The sequence below is a fragment of the Allobosea sp. 47.2.35 genome, assembly GCF_024655635.1.
In the GTDB taxonomy this organism is placed as follows: Bacteria; Pseudomonadota; Alphaproteobacteria; order Rhizobiales; family Beijerinckiaceae; genus Allobosea.
Map to the genome: position 1 here is coordinate 54,490 of NZ_JANLGI010000019.1, position 17,337 is coordinate 71,826.

Here is a 17,337-nt window from a genome sequence, read left to right on the forward strand (position 1 = left end):
TGGAATAGTAGGTCGCCCGCCCTGATCGCTCGGTCTTGATTGGCCGATGGGATCGCTTCGTGTCAGGATGGCGCATCGATCCCGCCCCCGCCATGGCTTGAGCGCAGGGGGCGGAATGTTCTTGACGCAGATCAAATAGACCAAAGACTAATTGGCCTGCGTCTGACGCATGTCTTTGTGCGCGATGCGGCGGGCTGCCGGGATGTCGCCAGGCTCGGTCACGGGGTCAGGATGGATTCAGTCCTTCGCTGAGGGCGTAGGGCGCGAGCACGTCGCGAATGTCGCGTTCGACGCGGGGCGTCAGCAACGCGCGGGTGACCACGGCCCGCAGGTGATGGTCCATCAGGTCGGCGGCCCGGACGGCGTCGCCGGCACGCAGGGCATCGATCAATTGCCGATGCTCGGAGACGGCGCATTCGCTCGAATGCGGGCGCCCGTAGATCGCCAGGATCAGCGAGCAGCGCGACGAGGCTTCCTGGACATAGCGCAGCAGCAGCGCATTGCCGGTCATCTTGGCGAGCTTGATGTGGAACTCGCCGGAGAGGCGGATCGATTCCGGGCCGTCCTGCTCATGCGCCTTCTCTTCCTGGCGGACATGGGCTTCCAGCTCGGCGACCTGGGCGGGGGTGATGCGGCCGGCCAGGCTTTCGGCCACGAGCCGTTCGAGCCCGCGCCGGACCTCGAACACGTCGCGCGCCTCTTCCAGTGTGGGATAGGCGACCGAGGCACCGCGATTGGGTTTGAGCTCGACGAGCCCCTCGACGGCGAGCCGTCCGAAGGCCTCGCGCACCAGGGTGCGGCTGACGCCGAGTTGCTCGCCGATCGAATCCTCCGGCAGCTTCATGCCGGGCTTCAGCGCCTGCTCGATGATCGCCCGGCGCAGCGCGCGGTAGACGGATTCGGCGCGCAGGACCGGGGCTCGCTTCTCGGCCATCGTGGCTTTCCCTCGTGCAGGAATGGTCTTGTCCGGGGGTGTCAATGTCACGATAGCGGGCTCCGCGCCAGTTTCCGCTTGTGTTCAATAATCGCATACAATACGCTTATGACATCGTATGCAAGTATGCCTGATAATCGCACACGAAAATGGCGCGCAAAGCGTCAGGTGCATAACGGGACGGCAGAAAGCGATCGAGACTCGGTGCAGCCGCGGGCGCGCCGATGCAAAAGGGGAGAAGTCGATGAAGAAGGCCTGGTTGCTGGCGGCCGTCGCCGCCTTTGCGCTCACCGGTGCGGCGGAAGCCAAGACGCTCAAATGGGGCGCGTCACGCGAGATCGCCTCGCTCGATCCCTATTCCTACGGCGAGACTTTCACGCTGTCCGTGTTGAACCACGTCTATGAGGGGCTGGTGCGCTATACCGGCGATCTCAAGATCGAGCCGGCTCTGGCCGAGTCCTGGGAGACCGTGTCGCCGACCGTCTGGCGCTTCAAGCTGCGTCAGGGCGTGAAGTTCCATAACGGCAATCCCTTCACGGCCGATGACGTCATCGCCTCGCTGGCGCGTGTCACCCACGAGACCTCGCCGCTCAAAGGCAATCTGCCGGCCTACAAGAGCTCGAAGAAGATCGACGACTACACGGTCGAACTCGAGGTCAACGGCCCCTATCCGCTGCTGCTGAACGACCTCACCAACATCTTCATCTTCGACAAGGAGTGGATGGAGGCGAACAACTCGCTGCTCCCGACCGATTCCGGCAAGGGCGTGAAGGGCTACGCCACCGACAACGCCAATGGCACCGGCCCGTTCAAGGTCGAGAGCCGCCGTGCCGATTCCAGGACGGTCTTCGTCAAGAACGCCGCCTGGTGGGACAAGCCGAAGCACAATATCGACGTGATCGAGTTCTCGCCGATCACCTCGTCCTCGACCCGCGTCGCGGCGCTGCTCTCGGGCGAGATCGACTATACCAACGTCGCCCCGCTGCAGGACCTGCCGCGCCTCTCCGCCTCGCCGGACGTCAAGGTGCTGCAGACCAACGAACTGCGTTCGGTCTTCTTCGCGCTCAATCTCGGCGACAAGCTGATCGAGAGCGACGTCAAGGATAAAAACCCCTTCAAGGACATCCGGGTCCGCGAGGCGCTCTATCGCGCCATCGACATCGACGCGGTGCACAAGCGCGCCATGCGCGGCCTGTCGCGCAACACCGGCGCCCTCGTCGCCCCGGCGATCCCTGGCTACGAGCCCTCGCAGGACGAGCGCCTGCCCTTCGACCTGAACGGCGCCAAGAAGCTCCTGGCCGATGCCGGCTATCCCAACGGCTTCTCGTTCCAGATCAACTGCCAGAGCGACTCGCTCGTCAACGAGGAGGAGTTCTGCCAGGCGGTCGCGGCGATGTGGTCGCGCGCCGGCTTCAAGCCGAACCTCAGCATGGCCCCGCGCAGCCAGCAGACGCCGAAGCGCGTCAAGGGCGAGTTCGACGTCATCTCCTTCGGCTGGGCCAACGAGCCGATGATCGACGCCTACTCCCTGCTGGTCCAGGTGCTGCGCTCCAAGAGCGGCACCGGCGGCGTCTTCAACTGGGGCGGCTGGGGCGATCCGCGCATCGACGCGCTGATCGACAAGGCTGGCGTCGAGCTCGACACGCCCAAGCGCATCGAGATGATGAAGGAAGCGCTCAAGATCGCCAAGAAGGAGCAGCTCTTCATCCCGCTGCACCAGCAGCCGATGGCCTGGGCGATGCGCAACACCGTCGCCTCGACCGTGCAGGCCTCGGACAACAAGCCGCGGCTCTGGCTGACCATGATGAAGTGAGGCTGCCGCGGTCCAACCGTCATGGCCGGGCTTGACCCCCGGCCATTTCGGCAACCAGCGCCTTCTCTTGAAGTTCCCGGGTTCTCGCATCGCGAAACCCGGGAATGACGCCGGAACGCAGGAGTTCCCATGCCGGCCTTTCTTTTCAAGCGACTGCTCAACGCCGCCGGCGTGATGCTGGCGGTGGCCTTTCTCGCCTTCCTGATCTTCCGCTTCGTCGGCGACCCCGTCGAGCTGATGCTGAACGAGCAGGCGAGCCAGCAGCAGCGCGACGAACTGCGTGTCCGCCTCGGCCTCGACAAGGGCTTCGTGCTGCAATACGCGACCTTCGTCGGCAATGCCGTGCGCGGCGATTTCGGCATCTCCTACCGCAACCAGCAGGACGTCTTCACGCTGATCTCGGAGCGCTTCCCGGCGACCTTCGAGCTGGTTCTGGTCGCGACCTTCCTGTCGCTCGCCGTCGGCGTTCCGCTCGGCGTCTATACCGCGATCCGACGAGACAGTTTCCTCGCCAAGACCCTGCAATTCGTCTCGGTGCTCGGGGTCTCCCTGCCAAGCTTCGCGCTCGGCATCCTCTTCATCCTGATCTTCTCGGTGACGCTGCAATGGTTGCCCGCCTTCGGGCGCGGCGAGGTCGTCCAGATCGGCTGGTGGAGCACCGGCTTCCTGACTGCTTCGGGCCGCAAGGCATTGATCCTGCCCGGCATCACGCTCTCGCTCTTCCAGATCACGCTGGTGATGCGCCTCGTCCGTGCCGAGATGCTGGAGACCATGCGCACCGACTTCATCCGCTTCGCCCGGGCGCGCGGCCTGCCGGCACGCGCCGTCAATTTCGGCCATGCGCTGCGCAATTGCCTGATGCCGGTCATCACCGTCACCGGCCTGCAGATCGGCAATCTCATCGCCTTCGCGCTGGTCACCGAGACGGTGTTCCAGTGGCCGGGCATGGGCATGCTTTTCGTCCAGGCCGTGACCTTCGTCGATATCCCGGTGATGGCGGCCTATCTGATCGTCGTCTCCTTCATCTTCGTCACGCTCAACACGCTGGTCGACCTGACCTATGCCTGGGTCGATCCGCGCCTGCGCGAGGACGCGCTCTCGGGAGGCGCCAATGCCCGCTGAGACCCTGAAGAAACCCGGCCGCCTGCGCCGCTTCCTCGACAGCGATATCGGCTGGAGCTTCTGCCACACGCCGGTCGCCTGGCTCTCGGCGCTGGTGCTGGTGTTGCTTGTCCTGACCGCGCTTTTCGCGCCGCTGATCGCGCCGCAGAACCCCTACGATCTTGCCCAGGTCTTCATCGACAAGGCCGAGATCCCGCCGATCTGGCAGGAGGGTGGCGAATGGCCCTTCCTGCTCGGCACCGATCCGCAGGGCCGCGACGTGCTCTCGGCCATCCTCTACGGCTCGCGCATCTCGCTGATCATCGGCTTCTCCGCCGTCGTCGTCTCGATGATGATCGGCGTCTCGATCGGGCTCACCGCCGGCTTCTATGGCGGGCGCATCGACAACCTGCTGATGCGGCTCGGCGATACCGTGCTCTCGATTCCGACGCTGCTGATGGCGATCCTAGTCTCGGCGATCTTCCGCGAGATGCTGCCGCCGGCCCTGCGCGAGCCCTTCTCGGCCGTGGTGCTGGTGCTCTCGATCGCGCTGACCAGCTGGGTCCAGTATGCCCGCACCGTGCGCGCGCTGACCATGGTCGAGCGCCGCAAGGAATACGTGCTTGCCGCCCGCATCATCAAGGTGCCGGCGACGCGGATCATGGGCCGTCACATCCTGCCCAACACGATGACGCCGGTGCTGGTTTCGGCGACGCTCAGTCTCGGCCTCGCTATCCTCTCGGAGGCGACGCTGTCCTTCCTCGGCGTCGGCATGCCGATCACCCAGCCTTCGCTCGGCACGCTGATCCGCATCGGCAACCAGTACCTGTTCTCCGGCTCCTGGTGGCTCGTCGTTTTCCCCTCGCTGCAGCTCGGCCTGATCGTGCTTTCGGTCAACCTGCTCGGCGACTGGCTGCGCGACGCGCTGAACCCGAAGCTGCGCTGAGACCATGGCCCGGAATGGCATTTTGATGAGGACTAGCCTGTGAGCCTGCAAGCCAAGAAGCGTCCCGAAGGCCGCATCCTGATGACCGCCCGCTGGGTCGTCGGACACAAGGACGGCCGCCATCGCCTCTATGAGAATGGCGAGGTCGTCTTCGAGAACGGCGAGGTCGTCTTCGTCGGCCATGGCTTTCCCGGCGACGTCGCCCGCCGCATCGACTACGGCCATGCCCTGATCGGGCCGGGCTTCGTCGATTGCGACGCGCTCTCCGATCTCGACACCACCATCCTCGGCTATGACAACCAGCCGGCCTGGAAGAAGGGTCGCGTCTGGCCGCGCAGCTATCTCGAGGCCGGCCCCTACGAGATGTATACCCGCGAGGAACTGGCCTTCCAGAAGCGCTATGCCTTCTCGCAACTGATCCGCAATGGCATCACCACCGCGCTGCCGATCGCCTCGCTGTTCTATCGCGCCTGGGGCGAGACGGTGCAGGAATTCGAGGATGCCGCGGATGCCGCCGCCGATCTCGGCATGCGCGCCTATCTCGGCCCGGCCTATCGCACCGGCAACCAGGTCGTCGAAAGCGACGGGCGCGTCGTCACCTATTACGAGGAGGAGCGCGGTCTCGCCGAGCTCGATGCTGCCATCGATTTTGCGAAGCGCCATGAGGGCCAGGCCGGCGGCTTGATCCGCGCGATGTTCGCGCCCGACCGCATCGAGACCTCGACGGCCGAGCTGTTGCGCCGCACCGCGGCAGCCTCGCGCGAGCTCGACATTCCCGTCCGGCTGCACTGCTGCCAGTCGAAGATCGAGTACGACCTCGTCCTCGCCCAGCACGGCATGAGCCCGCCGGAATGGCTGGAGAGCCTCGGCTTCCTCAACGAGCGCTGCCTGCTGCCGCATGGCACGGTCGTCTCCGGCAGCCGCCTGATCGACCGCCCCGGCCGCGATCTCGAGATCATCCGCGATTCCGGCGCCAGCATCGTGCATTGCCCGCTGGTCTCGGGCCGGCACGGCAACAGCATCAATCATTTCGGCAGCTATCGCGCCATGGGCCTCAACATCGCCATGGGCACGGATACCGCCCCGCCCGACATGGTGGTGAACATGCAGACCGGCATGATCCTCTCCCGCACCATGGCCGCCAATGTCGGCGCGGTTCGCTCCGAGGATTACTACGACGCCGCGACCATCGGCGGCGCCGATGCGCTGCAGCGGCCCGATCTCGGCCGCCTCCAGCCGGGCTCCCGCGCCGACATCACCGTCTTCGAATTCGACCGGCCGCATAGCGGGCAGGTCATCGACCCCATCCAGACGATGATGCTGACCGGCCATGGCCGCGACTTCGCGACCGTGGTGATCGATGGCCGCTTCGTCATGGAGAACCGGGCGATCCCCGGCCAGGACGAGGCTGCCGACAACGCCCGCGCCCAGAAGCAGTTCGAAGGCGTGATGGCGCGCTATCCCGAGCGCACGCTCGGCCACCCGCCGATGAGCGAAATCTTCTCGTCGAGCTACGCGATCGAACGCAGCGAGGCCTCTGCATGACCGCATCCGCCGCCCAGCCTCTCCTGTCCGTCCGCGACCTGCGCATCGTCTTCGATGGCCGCCACGGCCCGTTGACCGCGCTGGACGGCGTGTCCTTCGATATCGCGCCGGGCGAGATCCTCGGCGTGGTCGGCGAGTCCGGGGCGGGCAAGTCCCTGACCGGCACGGCGGTGATCGGCCTGCTCGATCCGCCGGGCCGCATCGTCGGCGGCGAGATCCATCTCTCCGGCCAGCGCATCGACAACCTGCCGGCCGAGCAGATGCGCAAGCTGCGCGGCCGGCGCATCGGCGCGATCTTCCAGGACCCGCTGACCTCGCTGCACCCGTTGCTCAAGGTCGGCGACCAGCTCGTCGAGACCATTCTGACCCATCTGCCGGTCAGCCGGACGGAGGCGCGCAAGCGTGCGCTCGATCTGCTCAAGGAGGTCGGCATCCCCGCCGCCGAGACGCGGATCGACCATTTCCCGTACCAGTTCTCCGGCGGCATGCGCCAGCGCGTCGTCATCGCGCTCGCGCTCTGCGCCGAGCCCTCGCTGATCATCGCCGACGAGCCGACGACCGCGCTCGACGTCTCGATCCAGGCGCAGATCACCACCTTGCTGAAGCGGCTCTGCCGCGAGCACGGCACGGCGATCATGCTGGTCACCCATGACATGGGCGTCATCGCCGAGACGGCCGACCGGGTCGCGGTGATGTATGCCGGCCGCATCGTCGAGATCGGCCCGGTCGAGGAGGTGACGCGCCGGCCGAGCCATCCTTACACGGCCGGCCTGATGGCCTCGATTCCGAGCGTCCATGTCCGCCACGAGCATCTCAACCAGATCGACGGCGCCATGCCGCGCCTCAACGCCATCCCGCCGGGCTGCGCCTTCAACCCGCGCTGCGGAAAGGCCGAGGATTTCTGCCGCAAGCACAAGCCCGGCCTGCCCGTGACCGGACATGCCGCAGCCTGCCATTTCCCCCTGAAGGAGGCGGCCCATGCTTGAACAGGCCACGACGCTCGCCCCCGTACAGTCTACGGGCGACGACATCATCCTCGATGTCGAGGCGGCCTGCTGCCGCTTCGACGTTTCGGCGCCGGCCCTGTCGCGGCTGTTCTCTGGGGAGACGCGGCGCATCCTGCGCGCGGTCGAGAGCGTCTCTTTCACCGTGAAGCGCGGCACCACCTTCAGCATCGTCGGCGAGTCCGGCTGCGGAAAATCGACGCTCGCCCGCATGGTCGTCGGCCTCCAGCGCCCGACCGAAGGCAAGCTGAGCTTCCGTGACATCCGTCGTGCCGACGGCACGATCGGCCCGCCGCGCGTGCAGATGATCTTCCAGGACCCCTATGCCTCGCTCAACCCGCGCTGGCGCGTCGGCGAGATCATCGCCGAGCCGATCCGCGAACTGAACCTGCGCGCCTACGAGGCGGCGATCCAGCAGCGTGTCGGCGACCTGCTGGAGACCGTCGGCCTGTCGCGCACCGATGCGAGCCGCTACCCGCATGCCTTCTCCGGTGGCCAGCGCCAGCGCATCTCGATCGCGCGTGCGCTTGCGACCGAAGCCGATTTCCTCGTCTGCGACGAGCCGACCTCGGCGCTCGACGTTTCCGTGCAGGCGCAGATCCTCAACCTGGTGGTCCGGCTGCAGAAGGAATTCGGGCTGACCTATCTCTTCATCAGCCACAACCTCTCGGTCGTCCGGCACATGTCGGACGATATCGCGATCATGTATCTCGGCCGCTTCGTCGAGGCGGGCCCGGCCGAGCAGGTCTTCACCAAGCCGCAGCACCCCTATACCCGCCTGTTGCTTGATACGATCCCCGATGTCGAGCGTCCGAACCGGGAGCGCCGGCCGATGTCCGGCGAGGTGCCGAGCCCGATCAGCCCGCCGGCCGGCTGCACCTTCAACCCGCGCTGCACCCAGGCCGCCGACCGGTGTCGCGTCGACCGGCCGGAGCTGCGGCAGTTGGGTGGCGTCGACGTGTCCTGCCACTTCGCCTGAGGTACAGGCGCAGCGGTTTCGCTCTGCATCCTTGTCATTCCGGGGCGCGCCGCAGGCGCGAACCCGGAACCCACGGCTGGGTGAGACAGTCGATGCGCGGTTGCCAGCGGCTCGCCCGATCGTGGGTTCCGGGTTCTTCGCTGCGCGAAGCCCCGGAATGACAAAGGTGCGCGCCAGCCTCAGTCGACCAGCGTCGCCTCAAGCGTGATCGGCGCCTTGAACAGTTTCGAGACCGGGCAGCCGGCCTTGGCCTTGTCGGCGAGCGACTGGAAGGTCGCCTGGTCGGCGCCGGGCACCTTGCCCTTCAGCGTCAGGTGGATCGCGGTGATCGCGTAGCCGTCATCGAGCTTGTCGAGCGTCACGCGCGCCGTGGTGTCGAGCGCATCAGCCTTGAGATTGGCTTCTCCCAGGACGAGGGAGAGCGCCATGGTGAAGCAAGCGGCATGCGCCGCGCCGATCAGCTCCTCGGGATTGCTGCCGGGCTTGCCCTCGAAACGGCTGGCGAAGCCATAAGGATAGGCGTCGAGCGCCTTCGTCTCGGTCGAGATCGTGCCCTTGCCGTCCTTGATGCCGCCTTCCCAATGGGCTGCGCCGGTCTTGTTGATCGCCATGATGCTGTCTCCCGTTCTGGTTGGATCGGTACTTTGCGGCTGGAACGCTACCCTTTGACAACGGTCCAGCGCGAGTCCGGTTCATCGTGACGACAAAGGCTCTGAATTGCCGTAAGGTCATCGCTCCGAACGCTGGAGGCTGTCATGACCGCATTCAACGCCGTTCGTTTCAAGGTGAAGCCGGGAATGGAGACCGCCTTCCTCGACGCTCACCGAAAGGTCGCCGAGGACTGGCCGGGCCTGCGGCATGCCAATATCATCGCGGCCGGTGAGGGGCGATACTGCATCATCGCCGAATGGGAGAGCTTCGAGGCGATGGTGGCGGCCCGCCCGCAGATGATCGCCACCCTCAACAGCTTCCGCCATACGCTCGACGATCTCGGCAACGGGCTCGGCGTCACCGATCCGATCGCCGGGTCGGTGGCCGTCTCGCTGAAATAGGGCATCGCCCGAACGCTCGCCGCAAAAGAAGAAGGCCCGCACCGATCGCTCGATGCGGGCCCATGGATTGGCCGGTGATCTGGCCGCTCAGCGGAACAGCGCCAGCGACTTCGACAGGGTGATCCAGACACCCCAGGCGATCGGCAGGCCGACCACGGCCCAGGCGAGCAGGGCCGGGCCGTTGAAGCCGCCCTTGCCGATGCCGTAGGAGCCGTAATGGGCCGTGGCGTCGACGCTCGCCGACCGCTTCTGCAGCGCTGCGACCTCGGCATCCTTCATGAACCATCTGGTCGCGACCGGGCGGATCAGCAGGTTGCAGAGGAATCCGAGCACCAGCATGCCGGCGAGGATGTACATGGTGCGGTCATAGACCTGCGCGCGCGGCACGCCGGCATTGATCTGCGCCTCGCGGATATAGTTCACCACGACAGGGCCGATGATGCCGGCGGTCGACCACGCCGTCAGCAGGCGGCCATGGATGGCGCCGACGAACTGCGTGCCGAACATGTCGGCGAGATAGGCCGGCACGGTGGCGAAACCGCCGCCATACATCGACAGGATGATGCAGAAGAAGCCGACGAAGAGCGCGAGCGACCCCGCATGCGCGGCCCAGGGCGAGAGCGCATAGAGCAGGATGCCGAGCCCGAAGAAGGTGGCATAGGTCAGCTTGCGGCCGAGCTTGTCCGAGAGCGAGGCCCAGAAGAAACGCCCGACGATGTTGAACAGCGAGAGCAGGCCGACGAAGGCCGCCGCGATCGTGGCGATCTGCGTCTTCTGCCCGGCATCGAGCGCGGCAAAGCCGATCTCCGGCTTGCCGATCAGCGAGCCCGCGAAGATCTCCTGCAGCATCGGCGAGGCCATGCCGAGCACGCCGATACCAGCCGAGACGTTGAGGCAGAGCACGGCCCAGATCAGCCAGAACTGCTTGGTCTTGTGCGCGTTCTGGAGATGGACATGCCCCGAGGTGATCATGGCGTTCTGCGTCGCCGGGGGTGTTCAACCTTCCGGTCGCCAGTTCGCCGGCGGCACGCGATAGCCAAAGGTGCCGGCCATCATGAAAACGAAATAGATCGCGGCCATCGCGACGAAGGTCTGCCAGACGCCGACCGAGGCGGGCGTCTTGAAGGTGTTCATCAGCATGTCGGCCAGCGGCGAGCCGATCATCGCGCCGCCGCCGAAACCCATGATCGCCATGCCGGTCGCCATGCCGCGTCGGTCCGGGAACCATTTCACCAGCGTCGAGACCGGCGAGATATAGCCGAGGCCGAGCCCGATGCCGCCGATCACGCCGGAGCCGACCCACATCATCCAGAGCTGATGCGTGTAGATGCCGAGCGCCGAGATCAAGAGGCCGCCGCACCAGCACAAGGTCGAGACGAAGGCCGCCTTGCGCGGGCCGACGCGCTCGAGCCAGCCGCCCCAGATCGCGGCCGAAGAGCCGAGGAAGACGAAGAACAGCGTGTACATCCAGCCGAGATCGGCGACCTTCCAATCGCAGGTCGTGGTGAACAGCGAGCCGATCAGGCCGACATCCGCCGCGCAGGCGACGGGCTTGGTGATGCCGATTGCCTGGCTCAGCGGCAGCCAGAACACCGAGAAGCCATAGGCCATGCCGATGCACAGATGGATGCATAGCGCGGCCGGCGGCACGAGCCAGCGGTTGAAGCCCGGCTTGGCGATAGTCCGTTCGCGGTCGAGCAGGCCGATGCCGCCCCCGATTGGTCCGATATCCTCTGCGACACTCATCCTCGGTATCCTTTCCCCATGGCTTCGCCGTTCGGGCCAGGTAGGATCCCAGCTCGTTGATGTCTTCTCGTCGCCGGCAAAACCGGCGTCTGGCTGCTAACCTCCGCGCCCCGGCCTGATCCGCGGCAGGGCTTGCCGCAGCAGGGGCGTGAGGTCCTCCGGCCGGTTGGCGAAGGCGGCGAGGAAGTCGCCGCGCATGCGTCCGGTCCAGAAGTGGTTGATATGGTCGGCGACCGAGGCGGCGGCCTCCGCCTCCGGATAGGCTCTGAAGAAATCGGCGATCTGCCCGGCCATGCGCCGGAGCTTCTCGACGTTCTCAGCGTGGTGATCGGTGGTCAGGCCAGCCTCCGTCATCGGGCGATCGTCTCAGGCTCTGGCGCCAGCGCCCCGGTGAAGACGATGCAGCCGTCGCGGCGCGCGACGGCGGCCAGCGTCAGGCCGAGATGCCGGGCCCGCTCGATCGCGAGCGAGGTCGGCGCGGATATCGCGACCAGCGTGCCGGCACCGAAGATCGCCGCCTTCTCGACCATCTCGAAGGAGGCGCGGCTGGTGACGAGCAGGAAGCCTTCGCTGGCATCCGCCCCGGAGCGGAGCCGTGCGCCGATCAGCTTGTCGAGCGCGTTATGGCGGCCGACATCCTCGCGCACGGCGAGGATCTCGCCGGAGGCATCGCACCAGGCGGCGCCATGAACCGCGCGTGTGAGCTGGTTCAGCGGCTGATGCTTGTCGAGCGCCATAAGCGCAGCCTCGATCGCCGCGGCGGATACGGCGCGCGAAGCCCGCGTCGCGGCATCGGCCATCGGGATTTCCTCGATGGTCTCGACCCCGCAGAGCCCGCAGGAGGTGCGGCCCGAGAGATTGCGCCGCCGCGCCAGATGCTCGCGGAAGCGGCCGGGCGCGAGCTCGATCGTGACGATGACGCCCTCGTCCTTCGGCTCGACGGCGACGGAGCGGATCTCGTCCGCGCCGCGCACGATGCCTTCGGTCAGGCTGAATCCGGTGACGAAATCCTCGAGGTCCGACGGGCTCGCCATCATCACCGCATAGGGCATGTTGCCGTAGACGATATTGATGGGGGTCTCGACCGCGACCTCGATCTCGCGCGCGGCCTCCTGCGCCGCGCCGAAGCGCAGCGGCTGCGCCGTGACGGCGGCCGAGGCCGGCGGCTGGGCTTCGCGGTTATTCCGCGGCATCGGGCAGGCGCTCCGCGATCCGGCGCAAGGTCACGTCCTCCTCGAAATTCTTCTCCTGCCAGGCGGAATAAGCGTTGGTGCGCCGGACCTCGACGGCGGTGACCTTGTATTCCGGGCAGTTCGTCGCCCAGTCCGAATAATCGGTGGTGATGACGTTGGCGCCGGTCTTGGCATGGTGGAAGGTCGTGTAGACCACGCCCGGCTGCATCCGCTCGGAGATCACGGCGCGGAGCGCGATATCGCCCGAGCGGCTGGCGAGCGCCACGAGATCGCCGTCGCGGATGCCGCGGCTCTCGGCGTCGAAGGCATGGATCTCCAGCACGTCCTCGTCATGCCAGGCGCCGTTCTCGGTGCGCCGCGTCTGCGCGCCGACATTGTATTGCGAGAGGATGCGGCCTGTCGTGAGCAGCAGCGGGAAGCGCGGTCCCGTCCGCTCGTCGGTCGGGACGTATTCCGTGATCATGAACTTGCCCTTGCCGCGCACGAAGCGGTCGACATGCATCAGGGGCGTACCGGTCGGAGCCTTGTCGTTGCAGGGCCACTGCACCGAGCCGAGCTTGTCCAGCTTGTCATAGGAAACCCCGGCGAAGCTCGGGGTCAGACGCGCGATCTCGTCCATGATCTCGCTGGGATGGCCGTAGCTCATCTCGTAGCCGAGGGCGCGGGCCAGATCGATCGTGACCTGCCACTCGTCCTTGCCGGCGAGCGGGGCCATCACCTGCCGGACGCGGTTGATGCGGCGCTCGGCATTGGTGAAGGTGCCGTCCTTCTCCAGGAAGGAGGCGCCCGGCAGGAAGACATGGGCGTATTTCGCCGTCTCGTTCAGGAAGATGTCCTGGATGACGACGCATTCCATCGAGGCCAGGCCCGCCGTGACGTGCTTGGTGTTCGGGTCGGACTGGGCGATGTCCTCGCCCTGGACATAGAGGCCCTTGAAGGTGCCGCCGACCGCCTCGTCCAGCATGTTGGTGATGCGCAGGCCCTGCTCGGGATCGAGCGGCACGCCCCAGAGCATCTCGAAGACCTGCCGGGTCGAGTCGTCGGAGACGTGGCGATAGCCCGAGAATTCGTGCGGGAACGAGCCCATGTCGCAGGAGCCCTGGACATTGTTCTGCCCGCGCAGCGGATTGATGCCGACGCCATCGCGCCCGATATTGCCGGTCGCCATGGCGAGATTGGCCATCGCCATCACAGTGGTCGAGCCCTGGCTGTGCTCGGTGACGCCGAGCCCGTAATAAATCGCGCCATTGCCGCCGGTGGCATAGAGCCGCGCCGCCGCGCGCACATCGGCCGCCGGCACGCCGGTATAGGCCTCGCTCACCTCAGGCGAGTTCTCCTCGCGGGCGACGAAGCGGGCCCAGTGCTCGAAATCGCCGAGATCGCAGCGCTCGCGGACATAGGCCTCGTCGATCAATCCTTCGGTGACGACGACATGGCTGAGCGCGTTGAGCAGCGCGACATTGGTGCCGGGCCTGAGCGGCAGGTGGTAATCCGCCTTCACATGCGGCGACTGCACCATGTCGATCTTGCGGGGATCGGCGACGATCAGGCGGGCGCCCTCGCGGATGCGCTTTTTCATGCGCGAGGCGAAGACCGGGTGCCCGTCGGTCGGGTTGGCGCCGATGACGAGGATGACGTCGGATTTGGCGACGGACTTGAAGTCCTGCGTGCCGGCCGAGGTGCCGAGCGTCGTCCGCAGGCCATAGCCGGTCGGCGAATGGCAGACGCGGGCGCAGGTATCGACATTGTTGTTGCGGAAGGCGGCGCGCACCAGCTTCTGGACGAGGAAGACCTCCTCGTTGGTGCAGCGCGACGAGGTGATCGCGCCGACCGATTCACGGCCATATTTGACCTGGATGCGCTTGAACTCGGAAGCCGCGTAGTTGATCGCCTCTTCCCATGAGACTTCGCGCCACGGGTCCGTGATCTTCGCACGGATCATCGGCTTGGTCATGCGGTCGGTATGGGTCGCATAGCCCCAGGCGAAGCGGCCCTTGACGCAGCTATGGCCCTCGTTGGCCTTGCCGTCCTTGTACGGCACCATGCGGATGACGCGGTCGCCCTGCATCTCGGCCTTGAACGAGCAGCCGACGCCGCAATAGGCGCAGGTCGTGACCACCGAATGCTCGGGCTGGCCATACTCGATGACCTTGTTCTCCATCAGCGTCGCGGTCGGGCAGGCCTGCACGCAGGCGCCGCAGGAGACGCATTCGGATCCCAGGAAATCGGTCGGCCCTGCCGTGACGCGCGAGTCGAAGCCGCGGCCGGTGATCGTCAGCGCGAAGGTGCCCTGCACCTCCTCGCAGGCGCGCACGCAGCGATTGCAGACGATGCATTTCGACGGGTCGTAGGTGAAATAGGGGTTGGAGGTGTCCTTCGCGAGCCAGTTCTCGTTGGCGAGCCCGTCTGGCCCCTTGGCGAAGACGTGGTTCTCGCCCTCGTAGCCGTAGCGGACCTCGCGCAGGCCGACGGCGCCGGCCATGTCCTGCAATTCGCAGTCGCCATTGGCCGAGCAGGTCAGGCAGTCCAGCGGGTGGTCGGAGATGTAGAGCTCCATCACGCCCTTGCGTAAGGACGAGAGGTTCTCCGTCTGGGTGCGGACGACCATGCCCTCTTCGGCCGGAGTCGTGCAGGAGGCCGGTGTGCCGCGACGCCCCTCGATCTCGACGAGACAGAGCCGGCAGGAGCCGAAAGGCTCGAGCGAGTCGGTGGCGCAGAGCTTGGGGATCTTGGTGCCCAGGCTCATCGCCGCCGCCATCACCGAGGTGCCGGCCGGCACCGTGACGCTCTGGCCGTCGATGGTCAGCGTCACCGTCTTCTCGGAGAGACGGATCGGCGTACCGTAGTCGATTTCCTTGATCAGGGCCATCTCAGCCTCCTCACTCGGCCGCCAGAGGCAGCGGAGGACGGTCGAAATCCTCGGGGAAATGGTTGAGCGCGCTCAATACCGGCATGGGTGTCAGGCCACCCATCGCGCAGAGCGATGCGTCGGTCATCAGCTTCGAGAGATCGCGCAGCACGGCGATGTTCTTGGGAACCTCGGTGCCGGCGATGATGCGGTCCATCGTCTCGACGCCGCGCGTCGCGCCGATCCGGCAGGGCGTGCACTTGCCGCAGCTTTCCTTGGCGCAGAATTCGAAGGCGAAGCGGGCCTGCCTGGCCATGTCGACGCTGTCATCGAACACGACGATGCCGCCATGGCCGAGCATCGCGCGCATGGATGCGAGCGCCTCGTAATCCATCTGCACGTCGAGCTGCCCGGCCGTGAGATAGGCGCCGAGCGGCCCGCCGACCTGCACGGCCCGGATCGGCCGGCCCGAGAGGGTACCGCCGCCCATATCCTCGATGATCTCGCGGAGCGAGATGCCGAAGGCGAGCTCGATCAGCCCGCCGCGTTTGACATTGCCGCCTAGCTGGATCGGCAGCGTGCCGCGCGAGCGGCCCATGCCGTAATCCGCATAGGCCTGAGCGCCATGATCGAGAATCCACGGCACGGCCGCGAAGGAGAGCACGTTGTTGACGATGGTCGGCTTGCCGAACAACCCCTGCAACGCCGGCAGCGGCGGCTTGGCGCGGACGATGGCGCGCTTGCCTTCGAGGCTCTCCAGCAGCGAGGTTTCCTCGCCGCAGATATAGGCGCCGGCCCCGAGCCTCACTTCCAGATGGAACGCCTGCTGCGAGCCCATCACCGAGGCGCCGATCATCCCGGCGGCCTCGGCCTTCAGGATGGCGCGCTGGAGCGTGCGATGGGCGTGCGGGTATTCGGAGCGGAGGTAGATGTAGCCGCGCGTCGCGCCGACCGCGATCGCGGCGATCGTCATGCCCTCGATCACGAGATAGGGGTCGCCTTCGAACAGCATGCGATCGGCGAAGGTGCCGCTATCGCCCTCGTCGGCATTGCAGACGATATACTTCTGCTCGGCTTTCGCGTCGTGGACGGTCTTCCACTTGATGCCGGTCGGGAAACCGGCGCCGCCCCGACCGCGCAGGCCCGATGCCTTCACCGCCTCGACGATCTCGCCGCCGGTGAGGGCAAGCGCCTTCTCCAGCCCCTTGAAGCCGCCATGGGCGCGGTAATCGGCGATCGAGAGCGGGTCGATGACGCCGACGCGCTCGAAGGTGAGGCGCTGCTGGCGCTTCATCCAGTCGAGTTCGACGGTCTTGCCGAGGAGCAACGCATGGGCGCCGCCGGAGAGGAAGCCGGTGTCGAATAGCGCGGCGACGTCCTTCGCCGCGATCGGCCCATAAGCGATCCGGCCCTCGGCCGTCTCGACCTCGACCATCGGCTCCAGCCAGAGCATGCCGCGCGAACCATTGCGGACGATCTCGATGGAAAGCCCGCGCGCCGCCGCCTCGCTGGCGATGGCCTGCGCGACGGCTTCCGCGCCGACCGACAGGGCGGCGGCGTCGACGGGAACGAAGATGCGGATGGCGCTCATGAATGCGCTCTTCCGTGTTGGCAGAGCAAGGCGATGCGGGCGGCATCGACGCGCCCGATCAATTCGCCATCGACCAGGGCGGAGGGCCCGAGCGCGCAATTGCCCAGACAATACACCGTTTCGACGATGGCGTCGCCGGCATGGTCGTCGTCGACCGCGATGCCATGCTTGGCGGAGAGTTCATCGACGACCGTTTCGCAGCCCAAGGCCTGACAGGCCTCGGCCCGGCAGAGCTTGATCGTGCGGGCCGGCTGCGGAGCGGTCTTGAAGTCGTGATAGAAGGAGATCGCGCCATGGACCTCGGCCCGCGACAGGTTCAGCACCTCGGCGATCAACGGCACGGCCTGCGGATCGACATAGCCGAACTCGTCCTGAAGCGCGTGCAGCATCGGCAGCGTGGCGCCTTCCAGATGCGCCAGCCCCGCGACGATCATGCGTGCGCTGTCCTGATCCCAGGCCGGGTAACCCGCCATCTTTCCTCCATAGGCCCGGTTCGCCGGGCGCTCGTTAAGGGAAGGGTGGTTGAAACTGGAATGATTTCAAATCGTTTCTTTCGAAGGCGTGATAGGTTTTAGCTATCAACAT

Annotated in this window: 14 protein-coding genes and 1 pseudogene; 7 read left to right on the plus strand and 8 right to left on the minus strand. The window is 66.3% G+C overall.

Translation table 11 applies throughout. The annotated features are described in order from the left end of the window. Positions 1–226: 226 nt before the first annotated feature. Positions 227–934 (minus strand): GntR family transcriptional regulator, encoded by a 708-nt coding sequence (locus tag NUV79_RS20470; RefSeq protein ID WP_257734916.1) that lies wholly within the window; start codon positions 932–934, stop codon positions 227–229. Between the two features lie 244 nt (positions 935–1,178). Between NUV79_RS20470 and NUV79_RS20475 the strand changes: the two genes are divergently transcribed. The 6 genes from NUV79_RS20475 (at position 1,179) to NUV79_RS20500 (ending at position 8,322) form a co-directional block, all read left to right on the plus strand. After that, on the plus strand, positions 1,179–2,747 hold the full coding sequence (locus NUV79_RS20475) for an ABC transporter substrate-binding protein (protein ID WP_257734917.1): 1,569 nt from the start codon (positions 1,179–1,181) through the stop codon (positions 2,745–2,747). A gap of 129 nt (positions 2,748–2,876) precedes the next feature. Beyond that, positions 2,877–3,869 carry an ABC transporter permease gene (locus NUV79_RS20480; protein WP_257734918.1) on the plus strand — a complete coding sequence of 331 codons (993 nt, stop codon included), beginning with the start codon at positions 2,877–2,879 and terminating at the stop codon, positions 3,867–3,869. Beyond that, positions 3,859–4,794 carry an ABC transporter permease gene (locus NUV79_RS20485; protein ID WP_257734919.1) on the plus strand — a complete coding sequence of 312 codons (936 nt, stop codon included), beginning with the start codon at positions 3,859–3,861 and terminating at the stop codon, positions 4,792–4,794. The genes NUV79_RS20480 and NUV79_RS20485 overlap by 11 nt, the downstream gene beginning before the upstream one ends. An 81-nt stretch (positions 4,795–4,875) precedes the next feature. Further along, entirely contained in the window at positions 4,876–6,339 is a 1,464-nt protein-coding gene (locus NUV79_RS20490) for an amidohydrolase family protein (RefSeq protein ID WP_257734971.1), read from the plus strand. Beyond that, entirely contained in the window at positions 6,336–7,325 is a 990-nt protein-coding gene (locus NUV79_RS20495; RefSeq protein ID WP_257734920.1) for an ABC transporter ATP-binding protein, read from the plus strand. Before NUV79_RS20490 ends, NUV79_RS20495 begins: the two co-directional genes overlap by 4 nt. After that, positions 7,318–8,322 carry an ABC transporter ATP-binding protein gene (locus NUV79_RS20500; protein ID WP_257734921.1) on the plus strand — a complete coding sequence of 335 codons (1,005 nt, stop codon included), beginning with the start codon at positions 7,318–7,320 and terminating at the stop codon, positions 8,320–8,322. The genes NUV79_RS20495 and NUV79_RS20500 overlap by 8 nt, the downstream gene beginning before the upstream one ends. A gap of 179 nt (positions 8,323–8,501) precedes the next feature. On the opposite strand, the gene NUV79_RS20505 is transcribed toward NUV79_RS20500, so the two are convergent. Next, a complete protein-coding gene (locus tag NUV79_RS20505) occupies positions 8,502–8,933 on the minus strand; it encodes an OsmC family protein (protein ID WP_257734922.1) in 432 nt (143 codons plus the stop codon). A gap of 144 nt (positions 8,934–9,077) precedes the next feature. Here NUV79_RS20505 and NUV79_RS20510 point away from each other — a divergent pair, with 144 nt between their 5' ends. Further along, positions 9,078–9,374, plus strand: coding sequence for an antibiotic biosynthesis monooxygenase family protein (locus tag NUV79_RS20510; protein ID WP_257734923.1), 297 nt, complete (start codon positions 9,078–9,080; stop codon positions 9,372–9,374). 87 nt (positions 9,375–9,461) lie between these two features. On the opposite strand, the pseudogene NUV79_RS20515 reads toward NUV79_RS20510, so the two are convergent. From NUV79_RS20515 to NUV79_RS20540, 6 genes and pseudogenes are all read right to left on the minus strand, one after another. Further along, a pseudogene (locus tag NUV79_RS20515) lies at positions 9,462–11,120 on the minus strand (OFA family MFS transporter). Positions 11,121–11,216: 96 nt separating this feature from the next. Next, positions 11,217–11,474, minus strand: a complete 258-nt coding sequence (locus NUV79_RS20520; RefSeq protein WP_257734924.1) for a formate dehydrogenase subunit delta — start codon at positions 11,472–11,474, stop codon at positions 11,217–11,219. Beyond that, complete coding sequence (fdhD, locus tag NUV79_RS20525) at positions 11,471–12,313, minus strand: formate dehydrogenase accessory sulfurtransferase FdhD (protein ID WP_257734925.1); 843 nt, start codon at positions 12,311–12,313, stop codon at positions 11,471–11,473. Before fdhD ends, NUV79_RS20520 begins: the two co-directional genes overlap by 4 nt. Beyond that, positions 12,300–15,182 (minus strand): formate dehydrogenase subunit alpha, encoded by a 2,883-nt coding sequence (gene fdhF / locus NUV79_RS20530; RefSeq protein WP_257734926.1) that lies wholly within the window; start codon positions 15,180–15,182, stop codon positions 12,300–12,302. Before fdhF ends, fdhD begins: the two co-directional genes overlap by 14 nt. A gap of 10 nt (positions 15,183–15,192) precedes the next feature. After that, complete coding sequence (locus NUV79_RS20535) at positions 15,193–16,752, minus strand: formate dehydrogenase beta subunit (RefSeq protein ID WP_257734927.1); 1,560 nt, start codon at positions 16,750–16,752, stop codon at positions 15,193–15,195. Then, positions 16,749–17,225: an NAD(P)H-dependent oxidoreductase subunit E gene (locus NUV79_RS20540; protein WP_257734928.1), complete on the minus strand. Its 477-nt coding sequence runs from the start codon at positions 17,223–17,225 to the stop codon at positions 16,749–16,751. The genes NUV79_RS20535 and NUV79_RS20540 overlap by 4 nt, the downstream gene beginning before the upstream one ends. Positions 17,226–17,337 lie beyond the last annotated feature (112 nt).

Coding starts and splice junctions, on each gene's coding strand:
- NUV79_RS20470 (WP_257734916.1), bottom strand. CDS start 934: ATGGCCGAGAAGCGAGCCCCGGTCCTGCGCGCCGAATCCGTCTACCGC.
- NUV79_RS20475 (WP_257734917.1), top strand. CDS start 1,179: ATGAAGAAGGCCTGGTTGCTGGCGGCCGTCGCCGCCTTTGCGCTCACC.
- NUV79_RS20480 (WP_257734918.1), top strand. CDS start 2,877: ATGCCGGCCTTTCTTTTCAAGCGACTGCTCAACGCCGCCGGCGTGATG.
- NUV79_RS20485 (WP_257734919.1), top strand. CDS start 3,859: ATGCCCGCTGAGACCCTGAAGAAACCCGGCCGCCTGCGCCGCTTCCTC.
- NUV79_RS20490 (WP_257734971.1), top strand. CDS start 4,876: ATGACCGCCCGCTGGGTCGTCGGACACAAGGACGGCCGCCATCGCCTC.
- NUV79_RS20495 (WP_257734920.1), top strand. CDS start 6,336: ATGACCGCATCCGCCGCCCAGCCTCTCCTGTCCGTCCGCGACCTGCGC.
- NUV79_RS20500 (WP_257734921.1), top strand. CDS start 7,318: ATGCTTGAACAGGCCACGACGCTCGCCCCCGTACAGTCTACGGGCGAC.
- NUV79_RS20505 (WP_257734922.1), bottom strand. CDS start 8,933: ATGGCGATCAACAAGACCGGCGCAGCCCATTGGGAAGGCGGCATCAAG.
- NUV79_RS20510 (WP_257734923.1), top strand. CDS start 9,078: ATGACCGCATTCAACGCCGTTCGTTTCAAGGTGAAGCCGGGAATGGAG.
- NUV79_RS20520 (WP_257734924.1), bottom strand. CDS start 11,474: ATGACGGAGGCTGGCCTGACCACCGATCACCACGCTGAGAACGTCGAG.
- fdhD (WP_257734925.1), bottom strand. CDS start 12,313: ATGCCGCGGAATAACCGCGAAGCCCAGCCGCCGGCCTCGGCCGCCGTC.
- fdhF (WP_257734926.1), bottom strand. CDS start 15,182: ATGGCCCTGATCAAGGAAATCGACTACGGTACGCCGATCCGTCTCTCC.
- NUV79_RS20535 (WP_257734927.1), bottom strand. CDS start 16,752: ATGAGCGCCATCCGCATCTTCGTTCCCGTCGACGCCGCCGCCCTGTCG.
- NUV79_RS20540 (WP_257734928.1), bottom strand. CDS start 17,225: ATGGCGGGTTACCCGGCCTGGGATCAGGACAGCGCACGCATGATCGTC.